Annotated in this window: 27 protein-coding genes and 1 tRNA gene; 13 read left to right on the plus strand and 15 right to left on the minus strand. The window is 72.0% G+C overall.

Annotated features, from left to right (window positions below):
• Positions 1–159 precede the first annotated feature (159 nt).
• Complete coding sequence (locus AB0K05_RS43750; RefSeq protein ID WP_364237649.1) at positions 160–576, plus strand: hypothetical protein; 417 nt, start codon at positions 160–162, stop codon at positions 574–576.
• A gap of 604 nt (positions 577–1,180) precedes the next feature.
• Here AB0K05_RS43750 and AB0K05_RS43755 read toward each other — a convergent pair.
• Positions 1,181–1,254, minus strand: a tRNA-Arg gene (locus AB0K05_RS43755).
• A gap of 186 nt (positions 1,255–1,440) precedes the next feature.
• Between AB0K05_RS43755 and AB0K05_RS43760 the strand changes: the two genes are divergently transcribed.
• Both AB0K05_RS43760 and AB0K05_RS43765 read left to right on the plus strand, forming a co-directional pair.
• Complete coding sequence (locus AB0K05_RS43760; protein WP_364237651.1) at positions 1,441–2,223, plus strand: phosphotransferase; 783 nt, start codon at positions 1,441–1,443, stop codon at positions 2,221–2,223.
• Positions 2,224–2,320: 97 nt separating this feature from the next.
• The gene (locus AB0K05_RS43765; RefSeq protein WP_364237654.1) at positions 2,321–3,268 is read left to right on the plus strand and encodes a cobalamin biosynthesis protein; all 948 of its coding nucleotides are present in this window, start codon (positions 2,321–2,323) and stop codon (positions 3,266–3,268) included.
• Here AB0K05_RS43765 and AB0K05_RS43770 read toward each other — a convergent pair.
• The 4 genes from AB0K05_RS43770 to AB0K05_RS43785 all read right to left on the minus strand — a co-directional run bounded on the left by AB0K05_RS43770 (position 3,252) and on the right by AB0K05_RS43785 (position 5,794).
• Positions 3,252–3,485 carry a hypothetical protein gene (locus AB0K05_RS43770; RefSeq protein WP_148029841.1) on the minus strand — a complete coding sequence of 78 codons (234 nt, stop codon included), beginning with the start codon at positions 3,483–3,485 and terminating at the stop codon, positions 3,252–3,254. The genes AB0K05_RS43765 and AB0K05_RS43770 overlap by 17 nt on opposite strands.
• A 63-nt stretch (positions 3,486–3,548) precedes the next feature.
• The gene (locus tag AB0K05_RS43775) at positions 3,549–3,731 is read right to left on the minus strand and encodes a hypothetical protein (protein WP_148029842.1); all 183 of its coding nucleotides are present in this window, start codon (positions 3,729–3,731) and stop codon (positions 3,549–3,551) included.
• A gap of 17 nt (positions 3,732–3,748) precedes the next feature.
• Positions 3,749–4,330 (minus strand): helix-turn-helix domain-containing protein, encoded by a 582-nt coding sequence (locus AB0K05_RS43780; RefSeq protein ID WP_364237658.1) that lies wholly within the window; start codon positions 4,328–4,330, stop codon positions 3,749–3,751.
• A gap of 99 nt (positions 4,331–4,429) precedes the next feature.
• Positions 4,430–5,794, minus strand: coding sequence for an MFS transporter (locus tag AB0K05_RS43785; RefSeq protein WP_364237660.1), 1,365 nt, complete (start codon positions 5,792–5,794; stop codon positions 4,430–4,432).
• Between the two features lie 109 nt (positions 5,795–5,903).
• On the opposite strand from AB0K05_RS43785, the gene AB0K05_RS43790 reads away from it, so the two are divergent.
• A complete protein-coding gene (locus AB0K05_RS43790; protein WP_364237662.1) occupies positions 5,904–7,382 on the plus strand; it encodes a cobyric acid synthase in 1,479 nt (492 codons plus the stop codon).
• A gap of 3 nt (positions 7,383–7,385) precedes the next feature.
• Here AB0K05_RS43790 and AB0K05_RS43795 read toward each other — a convergent pair whose 3' ends face one another.
• Positions 7,386–7,847 (minus strand): metalloregulator ArsR/SmtB family transcription factor, encoded by a 462-nt coding sequence (locus AB0K05_RS43795; RefSeq protein ID WP_219548003.1) that lies wholly within the window; start codon positions 7,845–7,847, stop codon positions 7,386–7,388.
• A 129-nt stretch (positions 7,848–7,976) separates the two neighbouring features.
• Here AB0K05_RS43795 and AB0K05_RS43800 point away from each other — a divergent pair, with 129 nt between their 5' ends.
• The 4 genes from AB0K05_RS43800 to AB0K05_RS43815 are packed head-to-tail and all read left to right on the plus strand — an operon-like array spanning position 7,977 to position 12,350.
• Entirely contained in the window at positions 7,977–8,888 is a 912-nt protein-coding gene (locus tag AB0K05_RS43800; protein ID WP_364237665.1) for an ABC transporter ATP-binding protein, read from the plus strand.
• Complete coding sequence (locus AB0K05_RS43805) at positions 8,866–9,657, plus strand: ABC transporter permease subunit (RefSeq protein WP_148029848.1); 792 nt, start codon at positions 8,866–8,868, stop codon at positions 9,655–9,657. The genes AB0K05_RS43800 and AB0K05_RS43805 overlap by 23 nt, the downstream gene beginning before the upstream one ends.
• Positions 9,657–10,685: a helix-turn-helix domain-containing protein gene (locus tag AB0K05_RS43810; RefSeq protein ID WP_364237668.1), complete on the plus strand. Its 1,029-nt coding sequence runs from the start codon at positions 9,657–9,659 to the stop codon at positions 10,683–10,685. The genes AB0K05_RS43805 and AB0K05_RS43810 overlap by 1 nt, the downstream gene beginning before the upstream one ends.
• A gap of 39 nt (positions 10,686–10,724) precedes the next feature.
• Positions 10,725–12,350 carry a serine/threonine-protein kinase gene (locus AB0K05_RS43815; RefSeq protein WP_261808359.1) on the plus strand — a complete coding sequence of 542 codons (1,626 nt, stop codon included), beginning with the start codon at positions 10,725–10,727 and terminating at the stop codon, positions 12,348–12,350.
• Between the two features lie 15 nt (positions 12,351–12,365).
• Here the strand turns inward: AB0K05_RS43815 and AB0K05_RS43820 are convergent, their stop codons facing one another.
• Positions 12,366–13,223, minus strand: coding sequence for a helix-turn-helix transcriptional regulator (locus AB0K05_RS43820; protein ID WP_364237670.1), 858 nt, complete (start codon positions 13,221–13,223; stop codon positions 12,366–12,368).
• An 80-nt stretch (positions 13,224–13,303) separates the two neighbouring features.
• On the opposite strand from AB0K05_RS43820, the gene AB0K05_RS43825 reads away from it, so the two are divergent.
• Positions 13,304–14,695 (plus strand): MFS transporter, encoded by a 1,392-nt coding sequence (locus AB0K05_RS43825; protein WP_364237673.1) that lies wholly within the window; start codon positions 13,304–13,306, stop codon positions 14,693–14,695.
• Between the two features lie 4 nt (positions 14,696–14,699).
• On the opposite strand, the gene AB0K05_RS43830 is transcribed toward AB0K05_RS43825, so the two are convergent.
• Together AB0K05_RS43830 and AB0K05_RS43835 are read right to left on the minus strand one after the other, a co-directional pair.
• A complete protein-coding gene (locus tag AB0K05_RS43830) occupies positions 14,700–16,790 on the minus strand; it encodes a tetratricopeptide repeat protein (protein WP_364237675.1) in 2,091 nt (696 codons plus the stop codon).
• A 76-nt stretch (positions 16,791–16,866) separates the two neighbouring features.
• A complete protein-coding gene (locus AB0K05_RS43835; RefSeq protein ID WP_364237678.1) occupies positions 16,867–17,487 on the minus strand; it encodes a TetR/AcrR family transcriptional regulator in 621 nt (206 codons plus the stop codon).
• Positions 17,488–17,555: 68 nt separating this feature from the next.
• Here AB0K05_RS43835 and AB0K05_RS43840 point away from each other — a divergent pair, with 68 nt between their 5' ends.
• Positions 17,556–18,416, plus strand: coding sequence for an NAD(P)H-binding protein (locus tag AB0K05_RS43840; RefSeq protein ID WP_364237680.1), 861 nt, complete (start codon positions 17,556–17,558; stop codon positions 18,414–18,416).
• Positions 18,417–18,427: 11 nt separating this feature from the next.
• Here the strand turns inward: AB0K05_RS43840 and AB0K05_RS43845 are convergent, their stop codons facing one another.
• Positions 18,428–19,015, minus strand: coding sequence for a TetR/AcrR family transcriptional regulator (locus AB0K05_RS43845; protein WP_148029854.1), 588 nt, complete (start codon positions 19,013–19,015; stop codon positions 18,428–18,430).
• A gap of 110 nt (positions 19,016–19,125) precedes the next feature.
• On the opposite strand from AB0K05_RS43845, the gene AB0K05_RS43850 reads away from it, so the two are divergent.
• Genes AB0K05_RS43850 through AB0K05_RS43860 form a run of 3 tightly spaced genes read left to right on the plus strand, consistent with a single transcriptional unit; the run spans position 19,126 to position 21,588 of the window.
• A complete protein-coding gene (locus tag AB0K05_RS43850; protein WP_364237683.1) occupies positions 19,126–20,001 on the plus strand; it encodes a virginiamycin B lyase in 876 nt (291 codons plus the stop codon).
• 4 nt (positions 20,002–20,005) lie between these two features.
• A complete protein-coding gene (locus tag AB0K05_RS43855) occupies positions 20,006–20,953 on the plus strand; it encodes a quinone oxidoreductase (protein ID WP_148029856.1) in 948 nt (315 codons plus the stop codon).
• A gap of 17 nt (positions 20,954–20,970) precedes the next feature.
• Positions 20,971–21,588: a LysE family translocator gene (locus tag AB0K05_RS43860; protein WP_148029857.1), complete on the plus strand. Its 618-nt coding sequence runs from the start codon at positions 20,971–20,973 to the stop codon at positions 21,586–21,588.
• A gap of 3 nt (positions 21,589–21,591) precedes the next feature.
• Here the strand turns inward: AB0K05_RS43860 and AB0K05_RS43865 are convergent, their stop codons facing one another.
• From AB0K05_RS43865 to AB0K05_RS43885, 5 genes are read right to left on the minus strand one after another with little or no spacing between them, the layout of a single operon-like run.
• Entirely contained in the window at positions 21,592–22,194 is a 603-nt protein-coding gene (locus tag AB0K05_RS43865; protein ID WP_364237686.1) for an HAD family phosphatase, read from the minus strand.
• A 1-nt stretch (position 22,195) separates the two neighbouring features.
• Positions 22,196–23,374, minus strand: a complete 1,179-nt coding sequence (locus AB0K05_RS43870; RefSeq protein ID WP_364237688.1) for an ABC transporter ATP-binding protein — start codon at positions 23,372–23,374, stop codon at positions 22,196–22,198.
• Positions 23,371–24,222 (minus strand): ABC transporter permease subunit, encoded by an 852-nt coding sequence (locus AB0K05_RS43875; RefSeq protein WP_148029859.1) that lies wholly within the window; start codon positions 24,220–24,222, stop codon positions 23,371–23,373. The genes AB0K05_RS43870 and AB0K05_RS43875 overlap by 4 nt, the downstream gene beginning before the upstream one ends.
• A complete protein-coding gene (locus AB0K05_RS43880) occupies positions 24,210–25,031 on the minus strand; it encodes an ABC transporter permease subunit (RefSeq protein ID WP_148029860.1) in 822 nt (273 codons plus the stop codon). The genes AB0K05_RS43875 and AB0K05_RS43880 overlap by 13 nt, the downstream gene beginning before the upstream one ends.
• The gene (locus tag AB0K05_RS43885; RefSeq protein ID WP_364237691.1) at positions 25,028–26,179 is read right to left on the minus strand and encodes an extracellular solute-binding protein; all 1,152 of its coding nucleotides are present in this window, start codon (positions 26,177–26,179) and stop codon (positions 25,028–25,030) included. The genes AB0K05_RS43880 and AB0K05_RS43885 overlap by 4 nt, the downstream gene beginning before the upstream one ends.
• Between the last annotated feature and the right edge of the window lie 72 nt (positions 26,180–26,251).

Raw genomic sequence — 26,251 nt, forward strand, 5'->3', positions numbered from 1 at the left:
CGCCTCTTGAGGTGCTGAACGAGTCCCTTTCATCCCGATCAGCCGCATAGGCTACGACCATAAGACGGCTGTCCGGAATCACCGCGGCCCCTCAGCTCCGCCGCGACGACCGATGACGTCCTGGCGGCCTGCCATATCCCGCCCGAGATCACGGAGCCGATGAAATTCCTGGGTGGCGATGTCGACATGCTCATCGGGCGTCTCGGCACAGGGACTGTCATCCTGGACTACAGCGTCGATTGCCCTACGCCCGGTGCTCTTCCCGCCCTGGCGCGGCAAGGGCCTTGCCTGAGGGCTGCGTGGTGCGACGAAGTCCCGGCGATCGTGTCCTATCACCATCAAGACGGCCGCATGATCGAGTTCGACGCGGCAAGTCGCGACTGGTACCCGAACCCCGATCTCGCCAGTGTCGAACGGTGGATCGCCACCACACCTGGCGGCAAGGAATCATGGGACGACCGCTGGGGCCGCGCCGTACTCGTCACGGCTGAAGCATTGGTGGAAGCTTCTGTCGATGAAGAATGGATGCGATCCATGCACCTCGGCGTCACCTTCCCCGCCGAGTACTCCAGCTGACACTTGGCGATCTTGAGGCGTCGAGGTCGCATGCAAACGGCCCGTCGCGCCGCGAATGCGTACGTGCGTGGACAGGAAGGGCGGGCCAAACCGAGGGCAGTCACGCGCCGGTGGCTCTCGACCCGGGGACCCTGGCCGTCCTGCGGGCGCACCACCGGCGCTGGCATGAAGAACGGCCGGCGTCGGCGGGAGCATGGCGTGAGTCGGGACGGATCTTCACCCGGGAGGACGGCAGCGAGCTGGAGCCGGACTGGGTGTCGGAGCATTTCGAGCGGCTGACCTCCGCCGCCGGACTGCCTCCGATTCGGCATGATCTTCGGCATGGCACGGCAACGCTGGGCTCTGGCGGCGGGCAATGACATGAAGACCACGAGCGCGATGACGCGGCACCCCAGTCAAGCGATCACGTCGGATACCTACACCAGTGTGTTGCCGGAGATGGCTCGGGCGGCGGCGGAGGCGAGCGCGGCTCTGGTCCCCCCGGAGCGTTCGCGTGGGGGAGGCGTCCGAAACTGGCGGTCCCCCTTCGGTCCCCCCGAGCGGCTCCGCTGGACTGCCAGATCCAGAGGCGCCGAATACTCGCAGGTCATAGCCTCGCGATAAGCGCGCCCTGCAGGATTCGAACCTGCGACCGTCGGATTAGAAGTCCGATGCTCTGTCCAGCTGAGCTAAGGGCGCTCTCGCCTTATTGTGCATGATCCGGCGACGTGTCATGCACACGTTTTCCACCGTGTCAGCCCGCCCTCACCGCCCTCGTGCGCTCCTGTCCGTCACCTCCTCATCCCCAGATCCCCTCTCCCATCACCCTGAACTGCATGAAAAACCCCACGCGAGGGGGTGGGGGAGGGTCTAAGCTGTCGTGGCATGTTCGCGACGCTCCTGCATGAGATCCCCTTGCAGGGCGGGGATGTGACCGATGGCGTGGTGCGCGTCGGTGACACGGTGCGCAGGCCGGCGAGGTCGTCGACGCCTGCCGTGCATGCCCTGCTCCGCCATCTGGAAGCCGCAGGTTTCGGGGGAGCGCCGCGCGTACTCGGGTTCGACGCGCTGGGGCGTGAGGTGCTCACCTACCTGCCGGGTGCGACGGGGGTGAGTCCGGTGTCGGTCTCCGACGGCGCGCTGGCTGATCTGGCGCGGTTGTTACGCGGGTTCCATGACGCGGCCGAGGGGTTTCCGCTCTCGCGTGGCGGGTGGGACGGCGGGTCGAACGACGACGCGCCGCCGGAGGTGATCGGTCACTGCGATCTGACGCCGGCCAACGTGGTGTTCGCGGACGGGGTCCCGTACGCCATGATCGATTTTGATCAGGCGCGGCCGACGACGCGGGTGTTCGACGTGGTGACGACGTTGCGTCACTGGGCGCCGATCGCGGATCCGGTCGATCGGCATCCGTTGCTGCGCGGGGTGGACGTGGGGGAGCGCGTGCGGCTGTTCTGTGACGCGTACGGGTTGCGGCCGAGGGAGCGGCGGCGGCTGCTGGAGGTGGCGCGGTTGCGGTTCCATCGCTCGTACGCGGTGATGAAGGCGCGGGCGGCGGGCGGCGGGAGCTGGGCGACGCTGTGGGACGGTGGCGCGGGTGAGCGGATCCGGCGGGCGTCGGCCTGGCTGGACGCGCACGAGGACAGGCTGCGGGCGCACCTGGTCTGACCCCGCAAGCACCTTCCGAAAGGACCGTTCGCCGGGACTCCGCCGAGGAACCTCCGCCAGAACCCCCCGGAACCCTTCGCGAAGGCTGTCCGTCAGGATGTCCTCCATGAGATCTGGTCGTGCCGCCGGGCTGGCGCTAGGGGTGATGCTCGACGCCGTGTTCGCCGATCCCAGGAGGGGGCATCCGGTCGCGTTGTTCGGGCGGGCCGCGTCCTGGTTCGAGGGCAGGGTGTACGGGGACGCGCGGGTGAACGGCGTGGGGTACGTGGCGGTCTGCGTGGGGGTGGCGGCCGGGGCCGGGTTGCTGGCGGAGCGGGCCCGGAGCCCGCTGGCGCGCACGGTGTCGACCGCGGCGGCCACCTGGGCGGTGCTGGGCGCGACGACGCTGGCGCGGGAGGGGGCCTGCATGGCGTCCGCTCTGGAGGCCGGAGATCTGGAGGCGGCGAGGGAGCGGCTGCCGCATCTGTGCGGGCGCGACCCGTCGGGGCTGAAGGCGCCGGAGCTGGCCAGGGCGACGGTCGAGTCGCTGGCCGAGAACACCTCCGACGCGGTGGTGGCGCCGCTGTTCTGGGGGGTGGTGGCGGGGGTGCCGGGGCTGCTGGCCTACCGGGTGATCAACACGCTGGACGCCATGGTGGGTCACCGGTCGCCGCGGTACGAGCGGTTCGGGTGGGCGGCGGCGCGGCTGGACGACGTGGCCAACTACGTGCCGGCCCGGCTCACGGGGCTGATCACCGTGCTGGCCGCGCCGGACCGGCGGCGGGCGCTGGCCGTGCTGGCGCGCGACGGGCACCGCCATCCGAGCCCGAACGCCGGGCGGTGCGAGGCCGCCTTCGCGGGCGCGCTCGACGTCACGCTCGGCGGCGCCAACGTGTACGGCGGCAGGGTGGAGCACCGGCCGGCCATGGGCGACGGGCCGCCGCCGGGCGTGGGCGACATCCGGCGGGCGGTGCGGCTGACCCGGGCGGTGAGCCTGGTGGCGGCCGGCGCGGCGGTGCTCGCCGCGTGGGGGATGGCGCGGCGGCGGGTCACATCAGCCGGTTGAGGTTGGCCACCAGCCAGAGGACGAACCCGGTGACGACGGCCATCCACAGCATGGACCTGGTGGCGTTGGCGGCCACCTGCCTGCGCGCGATGACCAGTCTCATCGCGTCACGCCACGCCTGGCGGGTGGCGACCAGCGTCTGGTAGCGGCGCCCGGCGATGAACAGCGCGATCGCGATGACGAGGAACAAGATGACGCGGCCGTCTGCGGCTTCCACGAGAGCCTCCTTCGACATCCACATGGAGTGAGGGCTCCGCAGCTTGATACACCCGTGAGGCGATCAGATCCGCTGGATGTTCGCGGGGGCGCGGTGGACGAGACGCAGGCCCAGCTCGACGAGGGTCCAGCCGACGCGCCAGCTCATCGTGGGGCGGCTGTCGCGGGTGGCGCGCCAGTGGTCGGCGCGCTCCCGTAACTCGGCGTCGCGGATCTCCATGAGCCGCAGGTGGATGTCGGGGTGCATGGCCGTGACCTCCTCGGTCAGGGGCGGCGGGCGGGGAATCCGTACAGGTGGAGGTTGACGTTCTCGCGGCCTTCGGTGTCGCCGGCCTCGATGGCGGCCTCGCTGTGGCGCTGCCACCTCCTGACCACTTCCAGGAGCTCCTGGTTGAGCCCGGTCAGCTCGGCGGCGGTCAGGCGGGGCAGCGACTGCGAGCTGAAGGCGGCCGCGCGCCAGTCGGGGGACCAGGCCGACTGCTCGTCGAGGTAGCGCTCGTACAGCTCGACGTGGTCGTGGAAGGCGGTGCGGGTGAACGCGGTGTAGGCGGCGGCCCGCTCGGGGGCGTCGCGGAAGTCCTTGTCCTGGACGCTGTAGTGGCGCATGACGAGCTGCCACCAGCGCTCGCGGCCGTCGCTGCTCTGCGGCTCGGCCTCCTCGATCACGCCGTGGGCGGCGAGCTTGCGCAGGTGGTAGCTGACCAGGGAGACCGCCTCGTCGACCTGGTCGGCGAGCTGGGACGCGGTGGCGACGCGGGCCTGGAAGAGGGCCCGGTAGAGCTTGAGGCGCAGGGGGTGGGCCATGGCCTTCAGCGTGTCCAGGTCGGTGATGCGCCTGCTCTCCATGGCGTCAGCCTAGATGGGAAGGATTAATTGCGCAACTTTTCTTTCCTATCTGGGGAAGAGTAAGGCGGGAGGGTGTGGCACCCTCCCGCCCTTGACCGGTCAGGAGGCGCGGGCCGCGTCCAGCACCTTCCGCGCGTCCCGCTCGAAGGAGGCGCGGGCGCCGAGCGTGAGCAGGCCGCCGATCACCATCACGGGGACCAGCGCGTACATGCCGGTCAGCAGCGAGCCGGTCCGCTCGGAGACGATGCCGACGATCAGCGAGCCGAACGCGCCGAAGCCGGCCATCAGCAGTTGCAGCACGGCGAAGCCGAGTCCCCGGGCGCTCGCCGGCACCACGTCCGCCAGGCAGGCGGTCATGTTGGGGATGGCGATCGACATCGAGGTGCTGGCGAGCACGGTCAGCACGGTCAGCCAGGCCAGCGAGTCCATCGACAGGGCGAGCGCCAGGATGAGCGCGCCGATCGTGATGCCGCCGCCGCCCGCGAGCAGGCGGCCGCCCTTGCGGGTGCCGTGCCACCTGCGGCCCAGCCAGGAGCCGATGAGGGTGCCGCTCAGCGTGCCGGCCACCGTGATGAGGCCGCTCAGCGACCCGGCGACGTCGGTGTCCACACCGAACGAGCGCACCATGAGCGTGGTCATCCAGTAGAAGACGCCGGCCAGGCCCAGGGTGAGCAGGCCGAGCCCGACGCACACGAAGATCAGCGTGGGGATGCGGATCACCTGGCGGAGCTGGGTGCCGAACGGCACCTGGTCGTGCACGGGCACCTTGTCGGGCGTCGGCTCGGGCACGGGCTCGGCGTGCACGGTGGCCCGGGCCTCGGGGGCGGAGCCGGTGGCGACGAGCCGGTCCAGCTCGCCCCGGCGCGGCTCGCGCAGGAACCACACCAGCAGGGCGGTGAGCACGCCGGGGATGACCATGATGAGGAACGCCTGCCGCCAGCCCAGCTGCGCCGCGAGCACGCCGCCGATCAGGGTGCCGACGCCGCCCAGGTAGGTGGTGACGCGGACCAGCCCGTACGCCTTGGCCCGGCTGGAGGGCGGGTACCAGTCGGCGAGCAGGCTGCCCGAGGCCGGGTTGTCGATGTTCTCGGCGGCGGCGAGCAGCACCCGCATGCCGAAGAACATCGCGAAGCCGGTCGCCAGGCCGGAGCCCGCCGTGGCGATCGCCCAGATGAAGACGACGATGGCGATGATGCGGGTGCGGCTGCGGCGGTCGGCCAGGTATCCGGCGGGGATGGCGACGATGGCCCCGGCGATCGCGGCGGCGGTCGGGATCGCGCCCGCCGCGACGTCGCTGATTCCCCACTCCTTGATGATGTGCGGGAGGACCCCTGACAGGAGGTTGGCCTCGATGCGGTCGACCAGGCCGACGATGAAGAGCACGACGAGCGGCGTCCAGCCGAACGGTGCCTGTGACGTGGCGTCGATCCTGCCGGTACGAGGCGAGCCCAGCGTTCCGACCATGCCCCACCTTCCAGTAGATAACTCTAGAATCGCGTTCTAGTCAGAGTGGCAGAAGTCACAGGATTCGTAAATGGGCGATTTCAGGCGAATCACCGTTACGGTGGTGCGCGTGAGAGGGGCGCTGCTCGTCGCGGGCACCACATCAGACGCCGGCAAGAGCGTCGTCACCGCCGGGATCTGCCGCTGGCTGGCCCGGCGGGGCGTGCGCGTCGCCCCGTTCAAGGCCCAGAACATGTCGCTCAACTCGTACGTGACCGCGGACGGCGCCGAGATCGGCCGGGCCCAGGAGGTCCAGGCGCGGGCCGCCGGACTGGAGCCGGTGGCCGACATGAACCCGATCCTGCTCAAACCGGGCAGCGACCGCCGCAGCCAGGTCGTGCTCATGGGCCGCCCGCTGACCGACGTGGACGCGACGGAGTACGGCGCGCTCAGGGACCGCCTGCGGACGGCGGCGCTGGAGTCGCTGGACCGGCTCAGGAACGCCTACGACGTGGTGGTGTGCGAGGGTGCGGGCAGCCCCGCCGAGATCAACCTGCGGGCCGGCGACCTCGCCAACATGGGCCTGGCCAGGGCCGCGAACCTGCCGGTGATCGTGGTCGGCGACATCGACAGGGGCGGGGTGTTCGCCGCCTTCTACGGCACGGTCGCGCTGCTGGACGCCGCGGACCAGGCGCTGGTCTCCGGGTTCGTGGTCAACAAGTTCAGGGGCGCGCGGGAGCTGCTCGGGCCGGGCCTGGACATGATCGAGGAGCTGACCGGGCGGCGCGTGTACGGGGTGCTGCCCTGGCTGGACGGGCTCTGGATGGACGTCGAGGACTCGCTCGCCCTCGACGGCCGACGGGTGGTGACCGGGAAGCCGCACGGCAGGCAGACGCTGCGGGTGGCGGTGGTGCGGCTGCCGCGCGTCTCCAACTTCACCGACGTGGACGCGCTGGCCGCCGAGCCGGGCGTGGTGGTGCGGTTCGTGACCGGCCCGGCCGAGCTGGACGACGCCGACCTGGTGGTGCTGCCCGGCTCCCGCGCCACCGTCGCCGACCTGGCCTGGCTGCGTGAGCGCGGGCTGGCGGACGCGCTCGCCGCCCGCGCCGGACCGGTGCTCGGCATCTGCGGCGGTTTCCAGATGCTGGCCAGGGAGATCGTGGACGAGGTCGAGTCGGGCGCCGGCCGGGTGGACGGGCTCGGGCTGCTGCCCGCGCGGGTGACGTTCGGGCCGGACAAGATGCTCGGCAGGCCGTCCGGTCAGGCGTACGGGCATCCGGTGGACGCGTACGAGATCCACCACGGACGGGTCACGGTGGAGGGCGGCGAGCCGTTCCTGGACGGCTGCCGGGCCGCGAACGTGTGGGGCACGACCTGGCACGGCGCGCTGGAGAACGACGCGTTCCGTCGGGCCTTCCTGGCGGACGTGGCCGGGCGGGCGGGCCGCGCGTTCGAGCCCGACCCGGCCACCGACTTCGGCCGGTTGCGCGAGCGGCGCCTGGACGCGCTCGGGGACCTGGTGGAGCGGAACCTGGACACCGGGGCGCTGCTCGACCTGATCGGGAACGGCCCGCCGCAGGTGCCCGGCCTGCCGCCCGGGGCCCGGTGACCGTCAGCGGGGGTGGACCACGTCCGTCGCCGCGGCGATCATGGCAAGCACCGGGAAGATCGCCGAGGGCGGCACCCGGTAGACGCCGCGCTCCGGCTGCTCGACCAGCCCGGCCGAGCTGAGCGTCTTGAGATGGTGGTAGAGCTGGCCCTGCGAGGCCGGTGACAGCTCGGTCTGCAGCTCGGCCGCGGGCCGCGGGCCCCGCACGAGCAGTTGCAGGATGCGCAGCCGGGCGGGGTGGCCCGCCGCGGCCAGCACGGCCGCCATCGGACCGGCCGGCTGCTCGACCAGCCAGCCGGGCGGCCGGGCCATCTCCCAGCTCCACCGGTAGCCGCCGAACCTGGCATGCCCGCCGTACACCAGCTTGCCGGACTCCTCGACCTCGCCGCCGGGCTCGGGCGCCCGGCCCTCCAGGGCGGCGACCCGGGCCTCCAGCGCGGCCACGCGCTCCTCGATCGTCGTCACAAGCGAAAGATACCCCGGAAAACCGGAATTCCGGAGTCAGCGGTTGCCGGGTGCCGGAAGCGAACCGGCGCCGAACCTTCCGGAGCCCGCCGGTGACGGCGGCGGCCCCTGACAGGCACCATGGCGGGCATGACAGCAGTGGTGCGGGCCGAAGGGCTGACCAAGTACTACGGTAAGCGCCGGGGGCTGGAGGACCTCGACCTGGAGATCCAGCCGGGCGAGATCTTCGGCTACCTCGGGCCGAACGGTTCCGGCAAGACCACCACGATCCGGCTCATGCTCGACGTCATCCGGCCCACCCGCGGCACGGTGAGCGTCCTCGGCACCGGCTCGCGGGAGGCCGCCGTACGGGCCAGGATCGGCTACCTGCCGGGCGAGCTCGCCCTGGAGGGCAGGGAGAAGGCCCGCGACTACCTGGACTTCCTCGGGAAGGTGCGCGGCGGGGTGCCCGCCGGCCGGATCGGCGCGCTGGCCGAGCGGCTCGACGCCGACCTGGGCGTGCCCATGGGGAAGCTCTCCAAGGGCAACAAGCAGAAGGTCGGGCTCATCCAGGCGTTCATGCACGAGCCCGAGTTCCTCATCCTCGACGAGCCGACCAGCGGCCTCGACCCGCTGGTGCAGCAGGAGTTCCTCACCATGCTGCGGGAGGTGCGCGCCTCCGGGCGGACCGTGCTCATGTCCTCGCACGTGCTGGCCGAGGTGGAGCACGTCTCCGACCGGGTCGGCATCGTACGGGCCGGGCGGCTGGTCGCGGTGGAGAACGTGTCCGCGCTGCGGGAGAAGGCGGTGCGGCGGGTGGAGCTGCACTTCGACGCGCCCGTGCCGGCGGAGGCGTTCGACGGGCTGCCGGGGGTGCGGGACCTGCGGGTGGCGGGCGCGAGCGTGCGCTGCACGATCGACGGCCGGCCGGACGCGCTGATCAAGACCGCGGCCAGGTTCACCGTGGTGCACCTGGTCAGCGAGGAGCCGGACCTGGAGGAGATCTTCCTCACCTACTACAGCGACGAGGGGAGACACGATGATCGCCAAGACGTTGCGTGACTACCGGCGGGCCCTCATCGGCTGGACGATCGGGATCAGCGCCTTCATGGGCCTCTACCTGGCCGTGTACGGAAGCGTGAAGGAAAACCCCGAGGTGTACGGCCCGCAGGCGATGGCGAAGTTCCCCGGCGCGCTGAAGGACCTCATGGGCGGCATGGAGGACTTCACCAGCGGCGCCGGCTACCTGCAGTCGGTCGTCTACCAGCTCTTCGTGCCGTTCCTCTTCCTGGCCTGCGCCATGCTCATCGCCAACCGGGCGCTCGCCCAGCCCGAGGAGGACGGCACGCTGGAGCTCGTCGTCACGCTGCCGATCGACCGCAAGCGGCTCGTCCTGGAGCGGTTCGCCGCCCTGGTGATCGGGCTGGGGGCGGTGGCGGCCATGACGCTGCTGGTCACCTGGGTGATGGCGGAGACGATGGAGATGGGGGTGCCGTTCGACCGGATACTCGCCGCGCACACCGGGGTCCTGCTGGTCGGGCTGTTCTTCGGGGCCGTCACCCTGGCCGTGGGCGCCGCCACCGGCCGCAAGGGCCCCGCCATGGCGGTCACCGGGGTGTGGGCGGTGCTCGGTTACGTCGTCGTCACCGTCGGGCGGAGCGTGGACGCCATCGCCTGGCTGAAGTGGCTGTCGCCGTTCCACTACTACGCCTCCGGCCAGCCGCTGCAGCAAGGGCTGCCGGTGGGGGAGTACCTGGTGCTGACCGGGGCCGCCGCGGTGCTGGCGCTCACCGCGGTGCTGGCCTTCGACCGGCGCGACGTGGGGGTGTGATGTCGCCGCGGGTGCCCGCCGAGCTGCTCGGCGGGCACCTCCGCACGCTGCGGGAGGCCGCCGGCACCGGCCGGCTGCCCGGCAGGGACGAACTGGACGCCTACCGCGCCGGCGGCCGCCGCGCCGCCGAGCTGGGCGTGCCGTTACGGCACCTGGTCGACGCCGCGCTGGCCGCCGCCGACGGGCTGGCCGCGCCGTCGGTGCTGCCCGCGCTGCGCAAGGCCGTCGCCGCCCTCATGGAGGGGTACGAGAAGGCACAGCTCGCCGCGCTGCGCGAAGCCGAACGGGAACGCCGCGCGTTCGTGGACGACCTGCTCCACGGCAGGGCCGAGCGGCTGGCGGAACGGGCCGAGCACTTCGGGCTGCGCCTGGCCGAGTCGTACGTGGTGACCGTCGCCCGCGGGCTGGCCGGCACCGGCGCCGACGGCATCGAACGCGACCTGACCGAACGGTTCGGCTCGCACAACATCCTGGTCGCGGTACGGGACGGGCTGCTGGTGTGCGTGGTCCCGGCCACGCTCCCGGCGGCGGTCGGCGAGTTCACCCACCATGTGCGGTCCCGCTTCCCCGCCGGCTGGCGGGTCGGCGTCGGCAGGCCGCAGCGCGGGCCCGGCGGCATCGTCGCCTCCTACCGGGAGGCGGCCGGCGCCCTCGACCTGGCCGACCGGCTCGGCCTGAAGCACGACGTGGTCAAGGCCGCCGACCTGCTCGTCTTCCCCGTACTGCTGCGTGACAGGAGCGCGATGGAGGACCTGGTGACGAGCGTCCTCAGCCCGCTGCTGCACGCGCGCGGCGGGCACGAGCCGCTGCTGGAGACGCTGGAGGCGATCTTCGCCGCGCACGGCAACCAGACCGCCGCCGCGCGCCGGCTGGGCGTCAGCGCCCGCGCGGTCACGTACCGGCTGCAGCGCATCAACCGCCTGACCGGCTTCTCCCCTGACGACCCCACCCAGCGGTTCACGCTGGAGACGGCCGTGCTCGGCGCGCGCCTGCTCGACTGGCCCTGGGAACAGCCGGGCGGCGAGTGACATTCGACGGCGGGGCCGAAGTCGGTAAGCTTACGCGCCGTGAGCGGTGAAACCTCCCACATCGGGCGCTACAGGCTGGTGCGTGTGCTGGGCCGGGGTGGGATGGGCACGGTCCATCTCGCCGAGGACCCTTCCGGGCAGCAGGTCGCCATCAAGGTGATCAACCCCGAGCTGAGCCAGCACGAGCAGTTCCGCATGCGCTTCCGCAGGGAGGCGGACGCCGCGCGGCGGGTGCGGCGGTTCTGCACGGCGGCCGTGCTGGAGGCCGCGCTCGACGGCGACCAGCTCTACGTGGTCACCGAGTACGTGCCGGGGCCGAACCTGGAGGAGGCGGTGCGGCAGTCCGGGCCGCTCCGCGGGTCCAGCCTCGACGCGCTGGCCGTGAGCGTGGCGACCGCGCTGACCGCCATCCACGGGGCCGGGGTCGTGCACCGCGACCTGAAACCGTCCAACGTGCTGCTGTCGCCCGTCGGGCCCCGGGTGATCGACTTCGGCATCGCGCGGGCGCTCGACACCCTGGGCGGCGTCACCGGCACCGGGGAGCTGATCGGCACGCCCCGATACATGGCGCCCGAGGTGCTGCGCGGCGAGCCGGTTTCGCCGGCCTGCGACGTGTTCTCGTGGGGCTGCCTGGTGGCGTACGCCGCGAGCGGGCGGTCGCCGTTCCCCGGCGACACCCTGCCCGCGATCGTCTACCAGGTGCTCAACACCGAGCCGAGCCTGGACGAGGTCGAGCCGGGCCTGCGCGAGCTGGTCCGGGCCGCGCTGCACAAGAACCCCGCCATGCGCCCGACCGCGCAGCAGCTCCTCGACCACCTGGTGGGCCGGGCCGCCGGGCCGGAACAGGTGGCGCACACCGTCCAGGTGGCCTGGCAGCAGGCGACCACGCCGGTCACCGCCGCGACCTCGTACGCGCCACGCGGCCCCGGCAGGGCCAAGCTCATCGCGGGCGCCAGCGCGGCGGCGGCGCTGCTGGTGACGGCAGGCGTCGTCGCGTGGGCGCTGATGCCGGGCGGGCCGCCCGAGATGTCGGTGCTCTACCGGGAGGATTTCACCCAGACGTCCGGCGGCTGGAACGGCAGGTACGACCCCTCCTCGGGCTCCAGCTACGGCTACCGCACCGACGGCACGTACGGGCTGGACGTGGAACCGAACTACGAGGAGCGCTGGGCGGAGGCGGCCATCCCGTTCCTGACCAAGACGCCGACCGCCACCCCCGACCCGTCGGCGACCCCCACGCCGATGCTCCCCGAGACCGTCCTGGTCGCGGTGACCGCCGAGGTCAAGCAGGTGACCGGCTCGGGCGAGTACGGCGTCTACTGCCACGCGGCGGACGACGACACCTACTATGAGTTCGGCCTCGACACGGCAGGCAACGCCCGCGTCCGCCGCATCTACAACGGCTCCGGCGGCACCATGGCGGAGCCGGCGCAGGTCGGCGAGCTGAAGGGCAAGGTCCGCATCGAGGCCGCCTGCGAGCAGACCGGCAAGGCGGTGCGGCTCACCCTGTGGGTCAACGGCAAGAAGGTCGTGTCGGCCGACGACCCGAACGGCATCGGCAACGGCTCGGTCGGCATGTTCGCCCGCACGCCGAAGGACGAGAAGTCGGTGCTGAAGATGGCCTACGACGACTTCGAACTCCGCGGCACCGCCGCCCAGTCGTAGGCGACCGTCACCCCGTCAACGGCCGGAGGAGGGGAGGCGGGTGGTGGTGGCGGCGAGGTGGCGGAGTCCGGCTTCCGACGCGGAGCCGGGTTCGGCGGCGTACAGGTCGAGGCCCTGGAGCTCGGGGTCGCCCGGCAGGGACACCAGCTCGGCCGACAGGCGGAGTTCGCCCACCACGGGGTGGTCGAGGACGTAGTCGCGGTGGGTGGCGGCGGCGACGTGGTGCTCGGTCCACAGGGCGCGGAACTCGGGGCTCCGCTTGCAGACCGCGTCCACGTGCGCCATGACCCGCGGGTTCTCGGGGTAGCGGGCGGCCAGGACGCGGAGCCGGGCCACATGCTCCCGGGCGAGCCGGTGCCAGCCGTCGCCGTGCATGCGCCTGACGTCGTCGTCCAGGAAGATCAGGTGCCCGAGCGTCCGCCGCTCCTCGGGGATCGCGGCGAGGTCGGCGAAGACCGCGGCGGCGAGGGTGTTCCAGGCGATCACGTCGGCATGCCGGCCCAGGACGAGGGCCGGGGTGAGGACCAGGGAGTCGAGCAGCCGCTGCAGCCCTGGCCTGATCGGGTGCTGCGGGAAGTCGCGGCACCGGTGCGCCGGGTGGGCGAGCGCGTGCAGGTAGGACCGCTCGTCATCGCTGAGCCGGAGCACGTCGGCGATCGAGTCGAGGACCTCGGCCGAGACGTTCTGGCTGCGGCCCTGCTCCAGCCGGGTGTAGTGGGCGACGCTCACCCCGGCGAGCAGGGCCAGCTCCTCGCGGCGCAGCCCCGTCACCCGCCTGGTGCCGTTGGTCTTGAAGGGCAGCCCCGCCTCGTCCGGCCGCAGCCGCGCCCGCCGCGACTTGAGGAACTCGCTCAGCTCGACATCACGCTCCATAGGTCGCCAGCCTAAGCAAAGTTTGCGTACGCAGAACACGGGGCTGGCTGACGTCCGGGGCCGCGGCGAGGCTGACCGGCATGAGATTCGCGTTCCCCCTCGTCCTCCTCGGCCTGGGCAGCATGATCACCGCCCTGGACTTCACCGTCGTCTACGTCGCGCTCCCGCACATCGCGCGGGATGTCGGTTTCTCCCCGTACGCACTGCAATGGGTGGTGAGCGCGTACGCGGTGCCGTTCGGCGGCTTCCTGTTGCTCGGCGGCCGGCTGTCCGACCTGCTGGGCAGACGGCGGATGTTCGTGCTGGGCATGCTCCTGTACGGGGTCGCGTCCATGCTCGGCGGGCTGGCCACGGGGCCCGGCCCGCTGATCGCCGCCCGTGCGCTCCAGGGGCTGGGCGGGGCGGTGCTGCTGCCGGCCACGCTCTCGCTGGTCGTCACCATGTTCGACGAGGGCCCGGCCCGCAACCGGGCGATGACGGTGTGGGCGGTGTGCGGCGCGAGCGGGCTGAGCCTCGGCGCGCTGCTCGGCGGCGTGCTCACGGCGACGTTGGGCTGGCAGGCGGTCTTCTTCGTGAACGTGCCGATGGCCGCCGCAGGGGTCGTGGCCGCCTTCGCCGTGCTGACCCCGGACGGTACGCGAAGGCCGGGCGGCTTCGACCTGCCCGGAGCGGTCACCGGCACCGCCGGTGTCACGGGGCTGGTGTTCGCCATCGCGCACGGCGCCCAGTGGGGCTGGACCTCGCCCGGCGTGATGGCGTCCCTGGCCGCCGCCGTCGTGCTGCTCGCCGGGTTCGTCGCGATCGAGGCGCGCAGCCGTAATCCGCTGCTGCCGCCGCGCCTGCTGGCGAACCCGCACACGCGCACCGCCACCGGGGTCATCCTGGTCTACGGCATGGCCCTGCAGTGCGTCCCGTACTTCCTCACCCTGCACTTCCAGGACGTGCTCGGGTACGACGCGATGCGGTCGGGCCTGGCGTTCCTCGGGCCGACGCTGGGCATCACGGCGGGCAACATCATCGGCGAGCGCCTGATCCCCCGGCTCGGGCTGCGCGGCACGCTGACCCTCAGCCTGCTCGTGGGCGCCGCCGGCACGGCGCTGCTGGCCTGGAGCCTGTCCGCCGACGGCTCCTATCTCGGCCTGCTGGCCGGGCTCGTCGTCTTCGGGCTGGGCTCGGGGCTGTCGTTCACCACCATGTTCATCCTCGCCACGACCGGCGTGGCCCCGCATGACCAGGGAGCGGTCTCGGGGCTGTCCTCCACCTTCCTTCAGACGGGCGGCAGCACGGGCCTGGCCGTGCTGGTGGCCGTGGCCTGGCGTGACACCACCGGCCTGACCGGCGAGGCGCTGCGTGCCGCCACGGTGGACGGGCTGCGTTCCGCGCTCTTCGTCGCCGCGGCGATCGCCGTGGTCGGTGTGGTGGCGGCGGGCAGAGTCCCCCGCCGGACGGCCGACGCGGTTTCCCGGTCCTGATCCCTCACCCTGAAGTCGAGGGGACCCCGCCCTCTGGCGGGGGAACCTCGTCGCCCTCTGAACCTCCATCAGGGGTGGCCCCGAAGGGGGCTTCTCCCCTCCGCAAGGCGAGAACCTGGTCCAGACCGAGCGCCGCGGGTGGCGCGTGCCTCGGGTGACCGGAGGCGATGGCCTGCCGGAAGGCTTGCTCGGCCGCTTCCAGCTCCCCCCGGCTGGCGAGCACTATCCCCAGGTTCAAGGCGGCATGAGGCGCGCTGTCCGGATGGTTCGAAGCGATCACCCGCCGGAAGGCTTCGCCGGCGGCGCTCAGCTCCCCCGCATGGGCGAGCAGGGCCCCCAGGTTCAGTTCGGCCCTGGGCGCATGGTCGGGGTGGTAGGAGCGGATCGCCTGCCAGTAGGCGTCTTGCGCGGCGTCCAGATCTCCATGCTCTTCGAGCATTTTCCCGCAGACGAGTGCGGCGAGCGGTGCGGTGTGGGGATTACGCGAATGGATCACTTGGTGGAAGGCGTCTGTGGCGGCTTCGATCTTCCCCTGCTTGGAAAGCGCTATTCCCAGCTGAAGGGTGGCCATGGACGAACGATCGGCGTTCTGCGAGCGGGCCGCTTGCCGGAAGGCGTCCGCGGAGGCTTCCACCTCTCCCTGCCCAGCGAGCAGAATGCCCAGATAGCCCGCGGAGACGGCCGCCTCTTCAAGGTGAGGTGAGGTGGCCGCCTTGCGCCCTGCCGCGATGGCGTGCTCTCGCTCCCCGCGGTTCTCGGCTCCGTACATGATCGCGCGCGCGTCGGACGGGTCGACGATCGAGATGAGCTCGGCCCAGAGGCCCGGGTGGATGGGCCGGGCTCCTTCGTCGGCGGACACGATGTGGTCAAGAGCCTTCCACCCTGCCTCACCGTCGCCGGTGTCCGCGGTGAGCAGAGCGACCTGGGAGGAGACGGGGACGGCCGCCCAGGTGCGGAGGCCCTGCTGGAAGGTGTCCGGAGTGGCGGGCACGCCTGCCCGTATCGCCGGTAGATAGAGAGCGAACAGCCGCGAGAGCTCAGCGTCGGTGACAGGACGGGTGAGTCCCGCACGGCGGCAGTCGACCGCTGCTTGGACGATGGCGCAGCCGGCCGGATCGTCATCGGGCCCGGCCTTGTACTTGGCGAAGAGCTCGATCGCGCCGACGAGGGTCTCGGCGATGCTGCCTCGGAAGGTCTCCCCAGGGTAGAGGGCTTCGGCTTGCTCACGCTCGGCGTCGGTGGGCGGGCGGAAGACCAGTTCGTGGCCTTGGCCGTCGCGGTGCGCGCGGCTCAACGCCGTTCGGGCGACGCGCGTGCTGTCGGTACCGGACTTGAGGATCTGACCGCGCCTTCCGGCGGTCATGGTCGCGACCAGTACGGCCTGGCGGGCGACCGCGTCCAGCACGGCAGGCGTCAGGACTTCGAGGTCGGCGACGGTGATGTCGTCGAGGTGGACCACGGCCGGTCCCTCGCCGGAGGGGAGAGCGTTATCGGAGAGAGCGAGTTCCGCGAGAGCGGCTCCGCTGGCAGGCAGCAAGACGACGGTGTCTTCGGGGAACACCGCCCGGATGGCTTCGGTGGTTATACGGGACTTGCCCGCCTTGGTGTTCCCCCACACCAGCACGAACGGATAGGGCGGGCCGGGCGCGCTGAGGGCGTCACGGATCTGCGTGTCGTCAGGCTCGCGGGGGACATAGGGGTCGCGCCCGCTGGTGGTGTACTGGGTGGGAGTGACTCCGAAATCGGTGGCCGAGAGCTGACCGAGCCGGGGAAGCTCGCCGGCGCTTCCTCGCAGGACCCGGGTGGTGACGTACCGCCGCTTGTCGTCGAGTTCCTCCGCCGTCCGGGCCTTCCGCTCGGCGCGCGCCCCGATCAGGGGGAGAACGACGGAAAGGGCGGCGAGGAGGAGCACGATCCCGATGCAAGCGGTGATCACCGAGTCGGACTGACCGGGCAGCTGCATCAGCATGGTGGTGATGGCGAGAAGCGCGGCCTGGGTGGTGGTCGCGACGGTGATCCAGATCGTCAGGTGTCGCCGTGCCCACACCGCCAGTCTCGTGGCTGTCGAGCGTCGAGCATCCTCGCGGTCCGCCACCGCCCCTCCCCATGACCTTTGCCGTCATTTTCGGCAACCGGATCAGGAATCGGCCCGGAAGGAAGAGAACAGATACTCATCTGCAACATGGGTCCGAGCCGCCACGCTGTCCGCGCTCGGGCAGGGCATCGAGCCAGCGGATGAGGCGGTTTCCCTCCCTGGTCATGATCTCCGGGTCGCGCAGGGCGTTGGCCAGCAGGGACATGCCCTGGTAGGCGCCGACGAACGTGAGCGCGAGGTCGTCCGGGTGGGGCAGCCCCACTTCGCGGAACTGACGTTCCACCCAGTCCAGGAGCGACCGGATGACCTTGCCCGCCTCCAGGTCCATGTCTCCCTCGGCGCGTTTGTCCAGCTCGACGGCGAGGGTGCCGGTGGGGCAGCCGTACCGGGCCGCGATGTCGCGCTGGCTGATCCACCCGGCGACCAGGGCCTTGAGACGTTCGAGGGGGTCGGGCATCCGGTCGAGCTCACCGGTGAGCCGGTCGAGGTGGTCGGCGTGCTCGGACAGGGCGGCCCGGACCAGCTCGTCCTTGGTCTTGAAGTAGTAATAGACATTTCCGACGGGGACCTCGGCGGCGTGCGCGATGTCGGCGATGGTGGTGCGCTCCACGCCCTGCTGGTGCAGGACCCGGGCGGTCGCGGTCATCAGGCGCCGCCGTTTGTCGGCTCCTCGCGCTCGCGCCTTTGAGTCAGTCACCCGACTGACTATAGACGGGCCATGCTAGGGTCGTTGTTAGTCAGTCAACTAACTAACGGGAGATTCTCATGATCGTGGTGACGGGAGCCACCGGAAACGTCGGGCGGACGCTGGTGCGGCTGCTGACAGAGGCGGGCGAGCCGGTGACGGCCGTGTCGCGGAAGATCACCGAGTCCGACGTGCCCAGGGGAGTGCGCGTGCTCGCCGCCGACCTCGCCGACCCGGCCGGTCTCCGGCCCGCCCTCGACGGCGCCGGCGCGTTGTTCCTGCTGATCTCCGGCGACTTCGTGGCGGCCGCCGACAGCCCGGGCGGCGTCATCGGCCGCGTCCTCGACGACGCCAGATCCGCTGGAGCCGGGCGGGTCGTGCTGCTGTCCTCCCAGGGAGTCGCGACCCGCCCCGGCTCGTCCTCCCACGGGAGCACGGCGCGGTCCATCGAGGACGCCGTCCGGCGGTCGGGCATGGACTGGACGATCCTGCGGCCCGGCGGCTTCGACTCCAACGCCTACGCCTGGGCCGAGTCGGTCCGCGCCCGGCGCGCCGTCGCCGCGCCGTTCGGGGACGTCGGCCTGCCGTTCATCGACCCGGACGACATCGCCGAGGTCGCGGCCGTGGCCCTGCGCGAGGACGGTCACGCGGGCCAGGTCTACGAGCTGACCGGACCCGCCCTCACCACGCCGCGGCAACGGGCCGAGGCGATCGGGGAGGCGCTCGGCGAGCCGATCCGGTTCACCGAGCAGACCCGCGAGGGGGCTCGCGCGCAGATGCTGCGGTTCATGCCCGAGCCCGTGGTCGAGACCACCCTGTCCATCATCGGCGAGCCCACCCCGGCCGAGCGGCGCGTCAGCCCCGACGTCGAGCGGCTCCTCGGCCGGGCGCCCCGCACGTTCGCCGAGTGGGCCCGGCGCAACGCCGCCGCCTTCCGGTAGCGGGCGGCGGGTCAGAGGATGCCGGCCCGGGCGGCGGCCAGGGCGGCGTCGGCCGCCCGGTCCGCGTCCGCCGCCGTGGCCGGCTCATGGGTGACGAAGAGACGGTAGTAGATCGGCGCCACAGCGGCCCTGATCACCTCGTGGGCGTCGACCGCTGCGGGCAGCTCGCCGCGGTCGACGGCGCGGCGCACCACCTGGGCCGACTGCTCGTGGCGGGCCTGGAAGAAGTCGTGCAGCGCCAGGGCCGCCTCCGGGCTCTGCATGGCCGCCGCCACGAACGCCGACGACACCGGGCCCAGCTCCGGATCGGCGAACCCGCTCTGCACGAGCCTGGCCACCCCGCGCAGGTCGCTCTCGACGGCGCCGGTGTCGGGGACGGGCCAGGGCTCGTCGCGGGCCAGCTCCAGCGCGTCGGAGATCAGCCCTTCGACGCTGCCCCACCGCCGGTAGACGGTGGTCTTGTGGACGCCTGACCGTTCGGCGACGTTGTCCACGGTGAGCCCCCGGAACCCCTTCCCGGCCAGCTCGGCGAGGGTCGCCTGCCGTACGGCGTCGCGGACGCGGGCGCTGCGCCCGCCGGGTCGCTTACTGGGCTCCACGGCCACTCCTAAGGCAACTGGCGTTGCGTTTACTTTAGATCCCGTGCCACACTAAAGCAACACAGGTTGCGATTGGAGCGTCGCGGCTCGGAACTCACGGGGGGACCCTCATGTTGATCAAAATTTCCGAAGGAGCCCCGTACGGGGTCGCGACCGGCGCCGACGGGGCGGTCTGGTTCACGCTGGTGCACCAGGGGATGGTCGGGCGGCTGGTCCCCGGCGAGGAGCCGAGCTTCCACCGGCTCGACCCGGCCGGCGGCGGGCCGACGGTGATCGCGCCGGGGGCCGACGGGGCGATGTGGTTCACCGAGTACCAGGGCGACCGGGTCGGCCGCATCACCCCGGAGTTCGAGGTGACCTCGTACGAGGCCGAGGCTCCGTACGGAATGGCGGCCGGTCCCGACGGCGCGATGTGGTACACGTGCATGCGCTCCGACAAGATCGGCCGCATCGGCGCCGGCGGGGAGCGGGACGAGTTCGCGGTGCCGGTCGAGGGCGGGATGCCGTCGGGCATCGCGGCCGGGGCCGACGGGGCGCTCTGGTTCACGCTCAACCAGGCCGGGGCCGTCGGCCGGATCACGCCGGGCGGTGAGGTGACCGTCCACCCGCTGCCCACCGAGGGCGCGGCGCCGGTGCACATCACGGCGGGGCCCGACGGCGCGCTCTGGTTCGCGGAGATCGGCGCGGGCCAGGTCGGCCACGTCGATCCGGCCGGAAAGGTCACCGAGCACCCGCTGCCCGACCGCGCCTGCCGGCCGCACGCGATCGTCACCGGGCCGGACGGCGCGCTCTGGTTCACCGAGTGGGCGGCGAACCGGCTCGGCCGCATCACGGTCGACGGCGCGATCAGTGAGTTCGAGCTGCCCGGGTCGGAGCCGCACGGCCTGACCACCGGACCCGACGGCGCGATCTGGGTGGCGATGGAGTCCGGCGGACTCGCCAGGGTCATGCCGGACCGGCTCGCCGGACGGTTCGTAGTTGACTAGGGGCATGCGTGCAATCGTGCTGGCCGCCCAGGGCGGCCCCGAAGTCCTGGAGTACGTCGAGCGGCCCGACCCGGAGCCGGGTGACGGCGAGGTGGTGGTCGACGTCGCCGCGAGCGGCGTCAACTTCATCGACATCTACCATCGCTCCGGCGCCTACCCGCTGCAACTGCCCTGCACGATCGGGTCCGAGGGCGCGGGCGTGGTGTCCGCGGTCGGGCCAGGCGTCGAGGGCGTGGTCGTCGGCGAGACGGTCGCGTGGGCGATGGCGCTCGGCAGCTACGCCGAGAAGGCCGTGGTGCCCGCCCGCCTGGTGGTGCCGGTGCCCGAGAGCGTCGCGCCGGACGTGGCCGCCGCCGTGATGCTGCAGGGCATGACCGCCCACTACCTCACCCACTCCACCTACCGGGTGCAGGAAGGCGACACGGTGCTCGTGCACGCCGCCGCGGGCGGCATGGGGCAACTGCTCGTCCAGGTGTGCAAGATGCTCGGGGCGACCGTCTACGGGACCGCCTCCACCCCGGCGAAGGAGAAGCTGGCCAGGGAGGCGGGCGCCGACGACGTGCTCACCTACCAGGACTTCGCCGAGAGGCTGCGCGGCAAGGTGGACGTGGTCTACGACGGCGTGGGCGCGACCACGTTCGACGGCGGGCTGGAGGCGCTGCGCCGGCGCGGGCTCATGGTCCTGTACGGAGCCGCGAGCGGTCCGGTGCCGCCGGTGGACCCGCAGCGGCTCAACCGGGCCGGGTCGCTCTTCCTCACCAGGCCGACGCTGGCCGACTACACGGCCGAGCGTGACGAGCTGCTGTGGCGGGCGGCCGACCTGTTCGAGTGGATCGGCTCGGGCCGGGTGCGCGTCAACGTGTCGCACCGCTACCCGCTGGCTGACGTGGCCAAGGCGCAGGAGGACCTGGCCTCGAGGCGGACGACGGGCAAGCTGCTGCTGATCCCGTGACGACTACGCTCGACGGCATGGACCTGACCACTTCGGTCGTCTCGTTCGCCGCCGTCGTCGCGTTATTGACGATCACGCCGGGACTGGACACCGCACTCATCCTCCGTACGTCCCTGTTGTCCGGGAAGCGCCCCGCGTGGGGGGTGACGCTGGGCATCCAGCTCGGCACGCTCGTCTGGGGCCTGCTGACGGCGGCCGGCCTGGCCACGCTGCTGGCCGCCTCGCAGCTCGCCTACGACGTCCTCCGCTACGCCGGGGCCGCCTACCTGGTGTGGATGGGGCTGCGCATGCTGCTGGTCAAGAAGGACGCGCACGTGGACGAGCCGGACGCGCGAGAGGTCCGCTTCCGCACCGGCTTCCGGCGCGGGCTGGTGACGAACCTGCTCAACCCGAAGGTCGGCGCCTTCTACGTGGCGATGCTGCCGCAGTTCATCCCGCCGGACGCGCCGCACGCGGCGGTGGGGCTGCTGCTGGCGGGCGTACACGTGGCCGAGGGGCTGGTGTGGAGCGCGGGCCTGATCGTCTTCGCCGGGGTGATGAGCGGCGTGCTGCGGTCGCCGTCCGTGCGCCGCCTGCTCGACCGGGTCACGGGCGTGGTGATCGTCGGCTTCGGGGTACGGCTGGCGGTCGACTGATCTTCACGCGATCGACCGGATCTCGCGGAGCGTCGGGAGACCTGTACGGGTGACGACCACGACGTGGCAGCCGGCGGTGCTGGCGGCCGTGACGCCGGCCGGGCTGTCTTCCAGGGCGACGCAGCGGGAGGGATGGGCGCCGAGGCGGCGGGCGGCTTCGAGGTACGGGTCCGGGTGGGGCTTGCCGCGGCGGGTGTCCTCCGCGGCCACCACCTCGTCGAAGCGGTGACCGAGGCGGGGGAGCACCAGGGCGGCGATGCTGCGGGGCGAGGCGGTCACCAGGGCGGTGGGGATGCGGGCGGCGGTCAGTTCCCGCAGCAGGGGAGTGGCGCCGGGCATGACGTCGAAGCTGTGGGCCAGCTCGCCGGCGAACGCGCGGGTGAGGGCGTCGCCGGTGTCCCCGGCGTCCCCGGCGTCGTGGTAGCGGAGGGCGCGGGAGAGCAGGTGGGCGGCCGTGTGCTCGACCGTGCGGCCGAGCACGTCCGGCTCGTCGTCCGGGCCCAGGTCGACGCCCAGGCCGCGGGCCACCGTCGCGGTGGCCCGCCACCAGTGGGGCTCGGTGTCCACGAGGGTGCCGTCCAGGTCGAACAGGACGGCCGCGGGCACCTCAGACGGCATCGGGCACGGGGGCGGCGCGCGCGGCCACCAGGACGGGACGCTCCACGAGGCGGATCGCGACGCGGGTGCCGGGGGCGAGCCGCGCCGCCTCGTGGCCGGGCACGTCGGCGAGCACCTCGTGACCGTCCAGCAACAGGCGGAGACGGACGGACGCGCCGCGGAACGACGCCGTCACCACCTCGCCCAGACCGGACCCGGCACCGGACCCGGACCCGGACCCGGACCCGGACCCGGACCCGGACCCGGCACCGGCACCGGAGCCGGGGCCGGGGCCGGGGCTAGGGCTGCGGGCGGAGTCCGGGCCGGGGTCGGGGGCGGCGAGGGTCACCTGGATGGCTTCCGGGCGGATGAGGACGGTGACGTCGGGGCCGGCGGGGGCGGTGCCGTCGACGGGCAGCGTCTGGCCGAGGACCGTCACCTTGCCGTCGCCGGCGAGCCGGCCGGGCAGGTGGTTCATGGTGCCGACGAACTCGGCGACGAACGGGGTGGCGGGCCGGTCGTAGACCTCGGCGGGCGGGCCGGCCTGCTCCAGGCGGCCGTCGCGGAGCACCGCGACCCGGTCCGCGATCGACAGCGCCTCCTCCTGGTCGTGCGTGACGAAGATCGTGGTGATGCCCAGGCCGAGCTGGAGCCGGCGGATCTCCTCGCGCAGCGCGACCCGTACCTTGGCGTCGAGCGCGGACAGCGGCTCGTCGAGCAGCAGCACGCGCGGCTCCAGGGCGAGCGCGCGGGCCAGCGCGACGCGCTGCTGCTGGCCGCCGGAAAGCTGGTGCGGGTAGCGGTCGGCGTGCCCGGGCAGGCCGACCAGCTCCAGCAGCTCGTCCGCCTTGGCCCGCCGGGTCGCGGTCGGCACCCCGCGCACGCGCAGGCCGAAGGCGACGTTGTCGCGCGCGTTCAGGTTGGGGAACAGCGAGTACGACTGGAACACCATGCCGGCGTCGCGCTTGTTGGCGGGCACGTCGGTGATGTCCTTGCCGTCGACCAGCACGGCCCCGGAGTCGGGACGCTCGAACCCGGCCACGCAGCGCAGCGCCGTCGTCTTGCCGCAGCCCGACGGGCCGAGCAGGGCGACGAACTGGCCGGGCTCGATGGTCAGGTCGAGGCCGTCCAGCGCCACCGTCTTGCCGAAGACCCGGCGCAGGCCGCGGAACTCCACCTTGGACGTCACTTCTTCTCCCTCCCGAAAGCGGTGGAGACCGCCAGCAGCAGCAGCCAGATGAGCAGCAGGCTGAGGATCGAGACCGCGACCGACACCTGACCGCGCGAGCCGGAGATCGTCACGATCCACACCGCGAACGGCTGGTAGCCGAGCAGCCTGGACACGGTGAACTCGCCGAACACCAGGGCGAGCGTGAGGAACGAGGCGCTGGCCAGGGCCGAGCGCAGGTTGGGGATGATCACGCGGAACATCACGTGCGGCCACGACGCGCCGAGACTGCGCGCGGCCTCCACCAGCGTCCGCACGTCCATGGTGCGCAGCCCCGCGTCCAGCGAGCGGTAGACGAACGGCAGGACGAGGACCACGTACGCGAGCACGAGCACGACAGGGAAGCCCGGGTCCTGGACGGCGATGAGCGTGGCCCAGAACGGGGTGGGCGCGAGCACGTCGGCGCCGACCCGCAGCGAGGTGCTCAGCCCGGCCACGTACGTGATCGGCGGCACCACGAGCGGGAGCGTGCAGAGCACCTCCATCAGGGGCCGCAGCCCCGGCGCGAACAGCCGGACGGCCAGCATCGCGGGCAGCGTCAGCAGCAGCACCAGCGCGATCGTGGCCAGGGCGAGCGCCAGCGACAGCGACAGGCTGGACGCGAAGCCCTCCGCCGTCAGCAGCTCGGCGTAGGGCTCGAAGGACAGTCCGGTGGTGGGCGTGTAGATCGTGTACCAGAGCGACGCCCCGAGCGGCACCAGGAAGTACAGCCCGGCGATCACGAACACGGCGGCCCGCCAGGCGCGCGGGCGGGCCGGCCGGGCGGGGGCGGTGACGAGGGGCTGCTCCAGGCCCGTCACTGCAGCCATCGGGTGGTCCTCCTCTGCAGCGGCAGGTAGATCAGCATGACCAGGCCCGCGATCACGATCATGTCCAGGCTCAGGGCGAGCGCCACGTTCTCCTGGCCGATCAGCACGTCGCTGGTGAGCGCGTTGGCGATCTTGAGGGTGACCAGCGGCACGACCGTGCCCGCGCCCATGGCCGCCGCCGTGGCGTAGGCGGCGAAGGCCGAGCCGAACAGCAGCACCACCCCGCCGAGCAGGGCGGGCGTCAGTACGGGCAGGCCGACGTAGCGCCAGTAGTGCCAGGCGGTGGCGCCGTTGTTGGCCGCCGCCTCCCGCCACTGCGGACGCAGCCCGTCCAGGGCCGGCGCCATCACCAGCACCATCAGCGGCACGCTGAAGTACAGGTAGACGATCACCAGGCCCCAGAACGAGTACAGCGACCCCGACGGCAGCCCCAGCAGCCCGCTCACCACGCCGGAGTTGCCCAGCGTGGCCACCCAGAAGAAGGCCAGCGGGACGCCGCCGAAGTTGGCCAGCACGCCGGAGGCGGTCAGTACCGCGTTGCGCAGCGCGGTGGACCGGGAGGTGACCACCGCGTAGGCGAGGAACGTGCCGAGCACGGCCCCCGACAGCGCCACCACGGCCGAGACCTGCACGCTCCCGGCCATGGCGGTCAGGTTGCCGCCTTCCAGGCTCTGCCGCACGTTGGCCAGCGTCGGTTCGCCGCGCGAGGTGAAGGCCCCCGCCAGCAGCGCGGCCAGCGGGATGCCGAACACGAACGCGTAGAAGGCGAGCAGGGGCAGCGTGCCGAGCCACCCCGGGGACCGTCTCATCCGGAGATCGCGGCGTCCCAGCCGCTCGCCAGCTTGTTCTTGGCCGCGTCGACCTGCTCCGAGGTCGGGAACGCCGGCTCGCCCTCGACGGCCGGCAGCGCCTCGGCCGCCGCCTTGTCGATGCTGCCGTCGGCCTGCATGGCGGGCATGAGGACCGGGCGGGCGAAGCCCTTCAGGTAGAGGTTCTGGCCCTCGGGACTGTAGAGGAACTCCTGCCACAGGCGGGCCGCCGCCGGGTGCGGGGCGTCCTTGTTGATCGCCTGGGCGTACATCTGGAAGTACTGGCCGTCGGAGGGCACGTTGACCTGCCAGTCGAGGCCCTTGGCCGCCATCTGCGGGGCGTAGGCGGCGTTGTTGTAGTCCCAGTCGATGCTGATCTGGGTCTCGCCCTTCTCGATCGTGGCGGGGGTGGTCTCGACCGGGTTGAAGTTGCCCGCGTCCTTCAGCTTCTTGAAGAAGTCGATGCCGGGCTGGATGTCGTCGAACGAGCCGCCGTTGGCGATCGAGGCGGCGTACACGCCGGCGAAGGCCGAGCCGGACTTGGTGGGGTTGCCGTTGAGCGCCACCTTGCCCTTGTACTCGGGCTTGAGCAGGTCGGCGAAGCTCTTGGGGCAGGTGGCGATCTTCTTGGCGTCGCAGCCGATGGAGATGTAGCCGCCGTAGTCGTTCACCCAGAGGCCGGTCGGCTCCTTCTGGCCCTCGGGGATCTTGTCGAAGGTCTGCACCTTGTACGGGGCGAACAGGCCCTCGGCGGCGCCGCTGATCGCGAACGACTGGCCCAGGTCGAGCACGTCGGGGGCGCGGTCCTGGCCCTTGCGGGTCTTGACCGCGTTGATCTCGTCCGCGCTGGCGGCGTCCGGGTCCTCGCTCTCGATCTTGATGCCGTACTTGGCCTCGAAGGTCTTGATGATCTCGCCGTAGTTGGCCCAGTCCGGCGGCAGGGCGATGACGTGCAGGTCGCCTTCCTTCTTGGCGGCCTCGACGAGCTTGTCGAAGCCGCCGAAGTCGGCCGCCGAGGTTGCGGTGCGCGCGTCCACCCCGCCTTCGGCGGCCGTCGACGTCTGGGTTCCTGGCGCGGCGCCGCACGCCGCGGTGACTACCGTAAGGGCGGCGATGACGCCTGCCGCACGAGCGCGAGGTGTGAACACGTGGCCTCCACTCCGGGGGTGTGGGAGGAATGTAGGGGAACTTGTACAAACAAGCGAGCACCAGTAAGTCGC

Source organism: Nonomuraea sp. NPDC049486, from assembly GCF_040676925.1.
In the GTDB taxonomy this organism is placed as follows: domain Bacteria; phylum Actinomycetota; class Actinomycetes; order Streptosporangiales; family Streptosporangiaceae; genus Nonomuraea; species Nonomuraea ferruginea.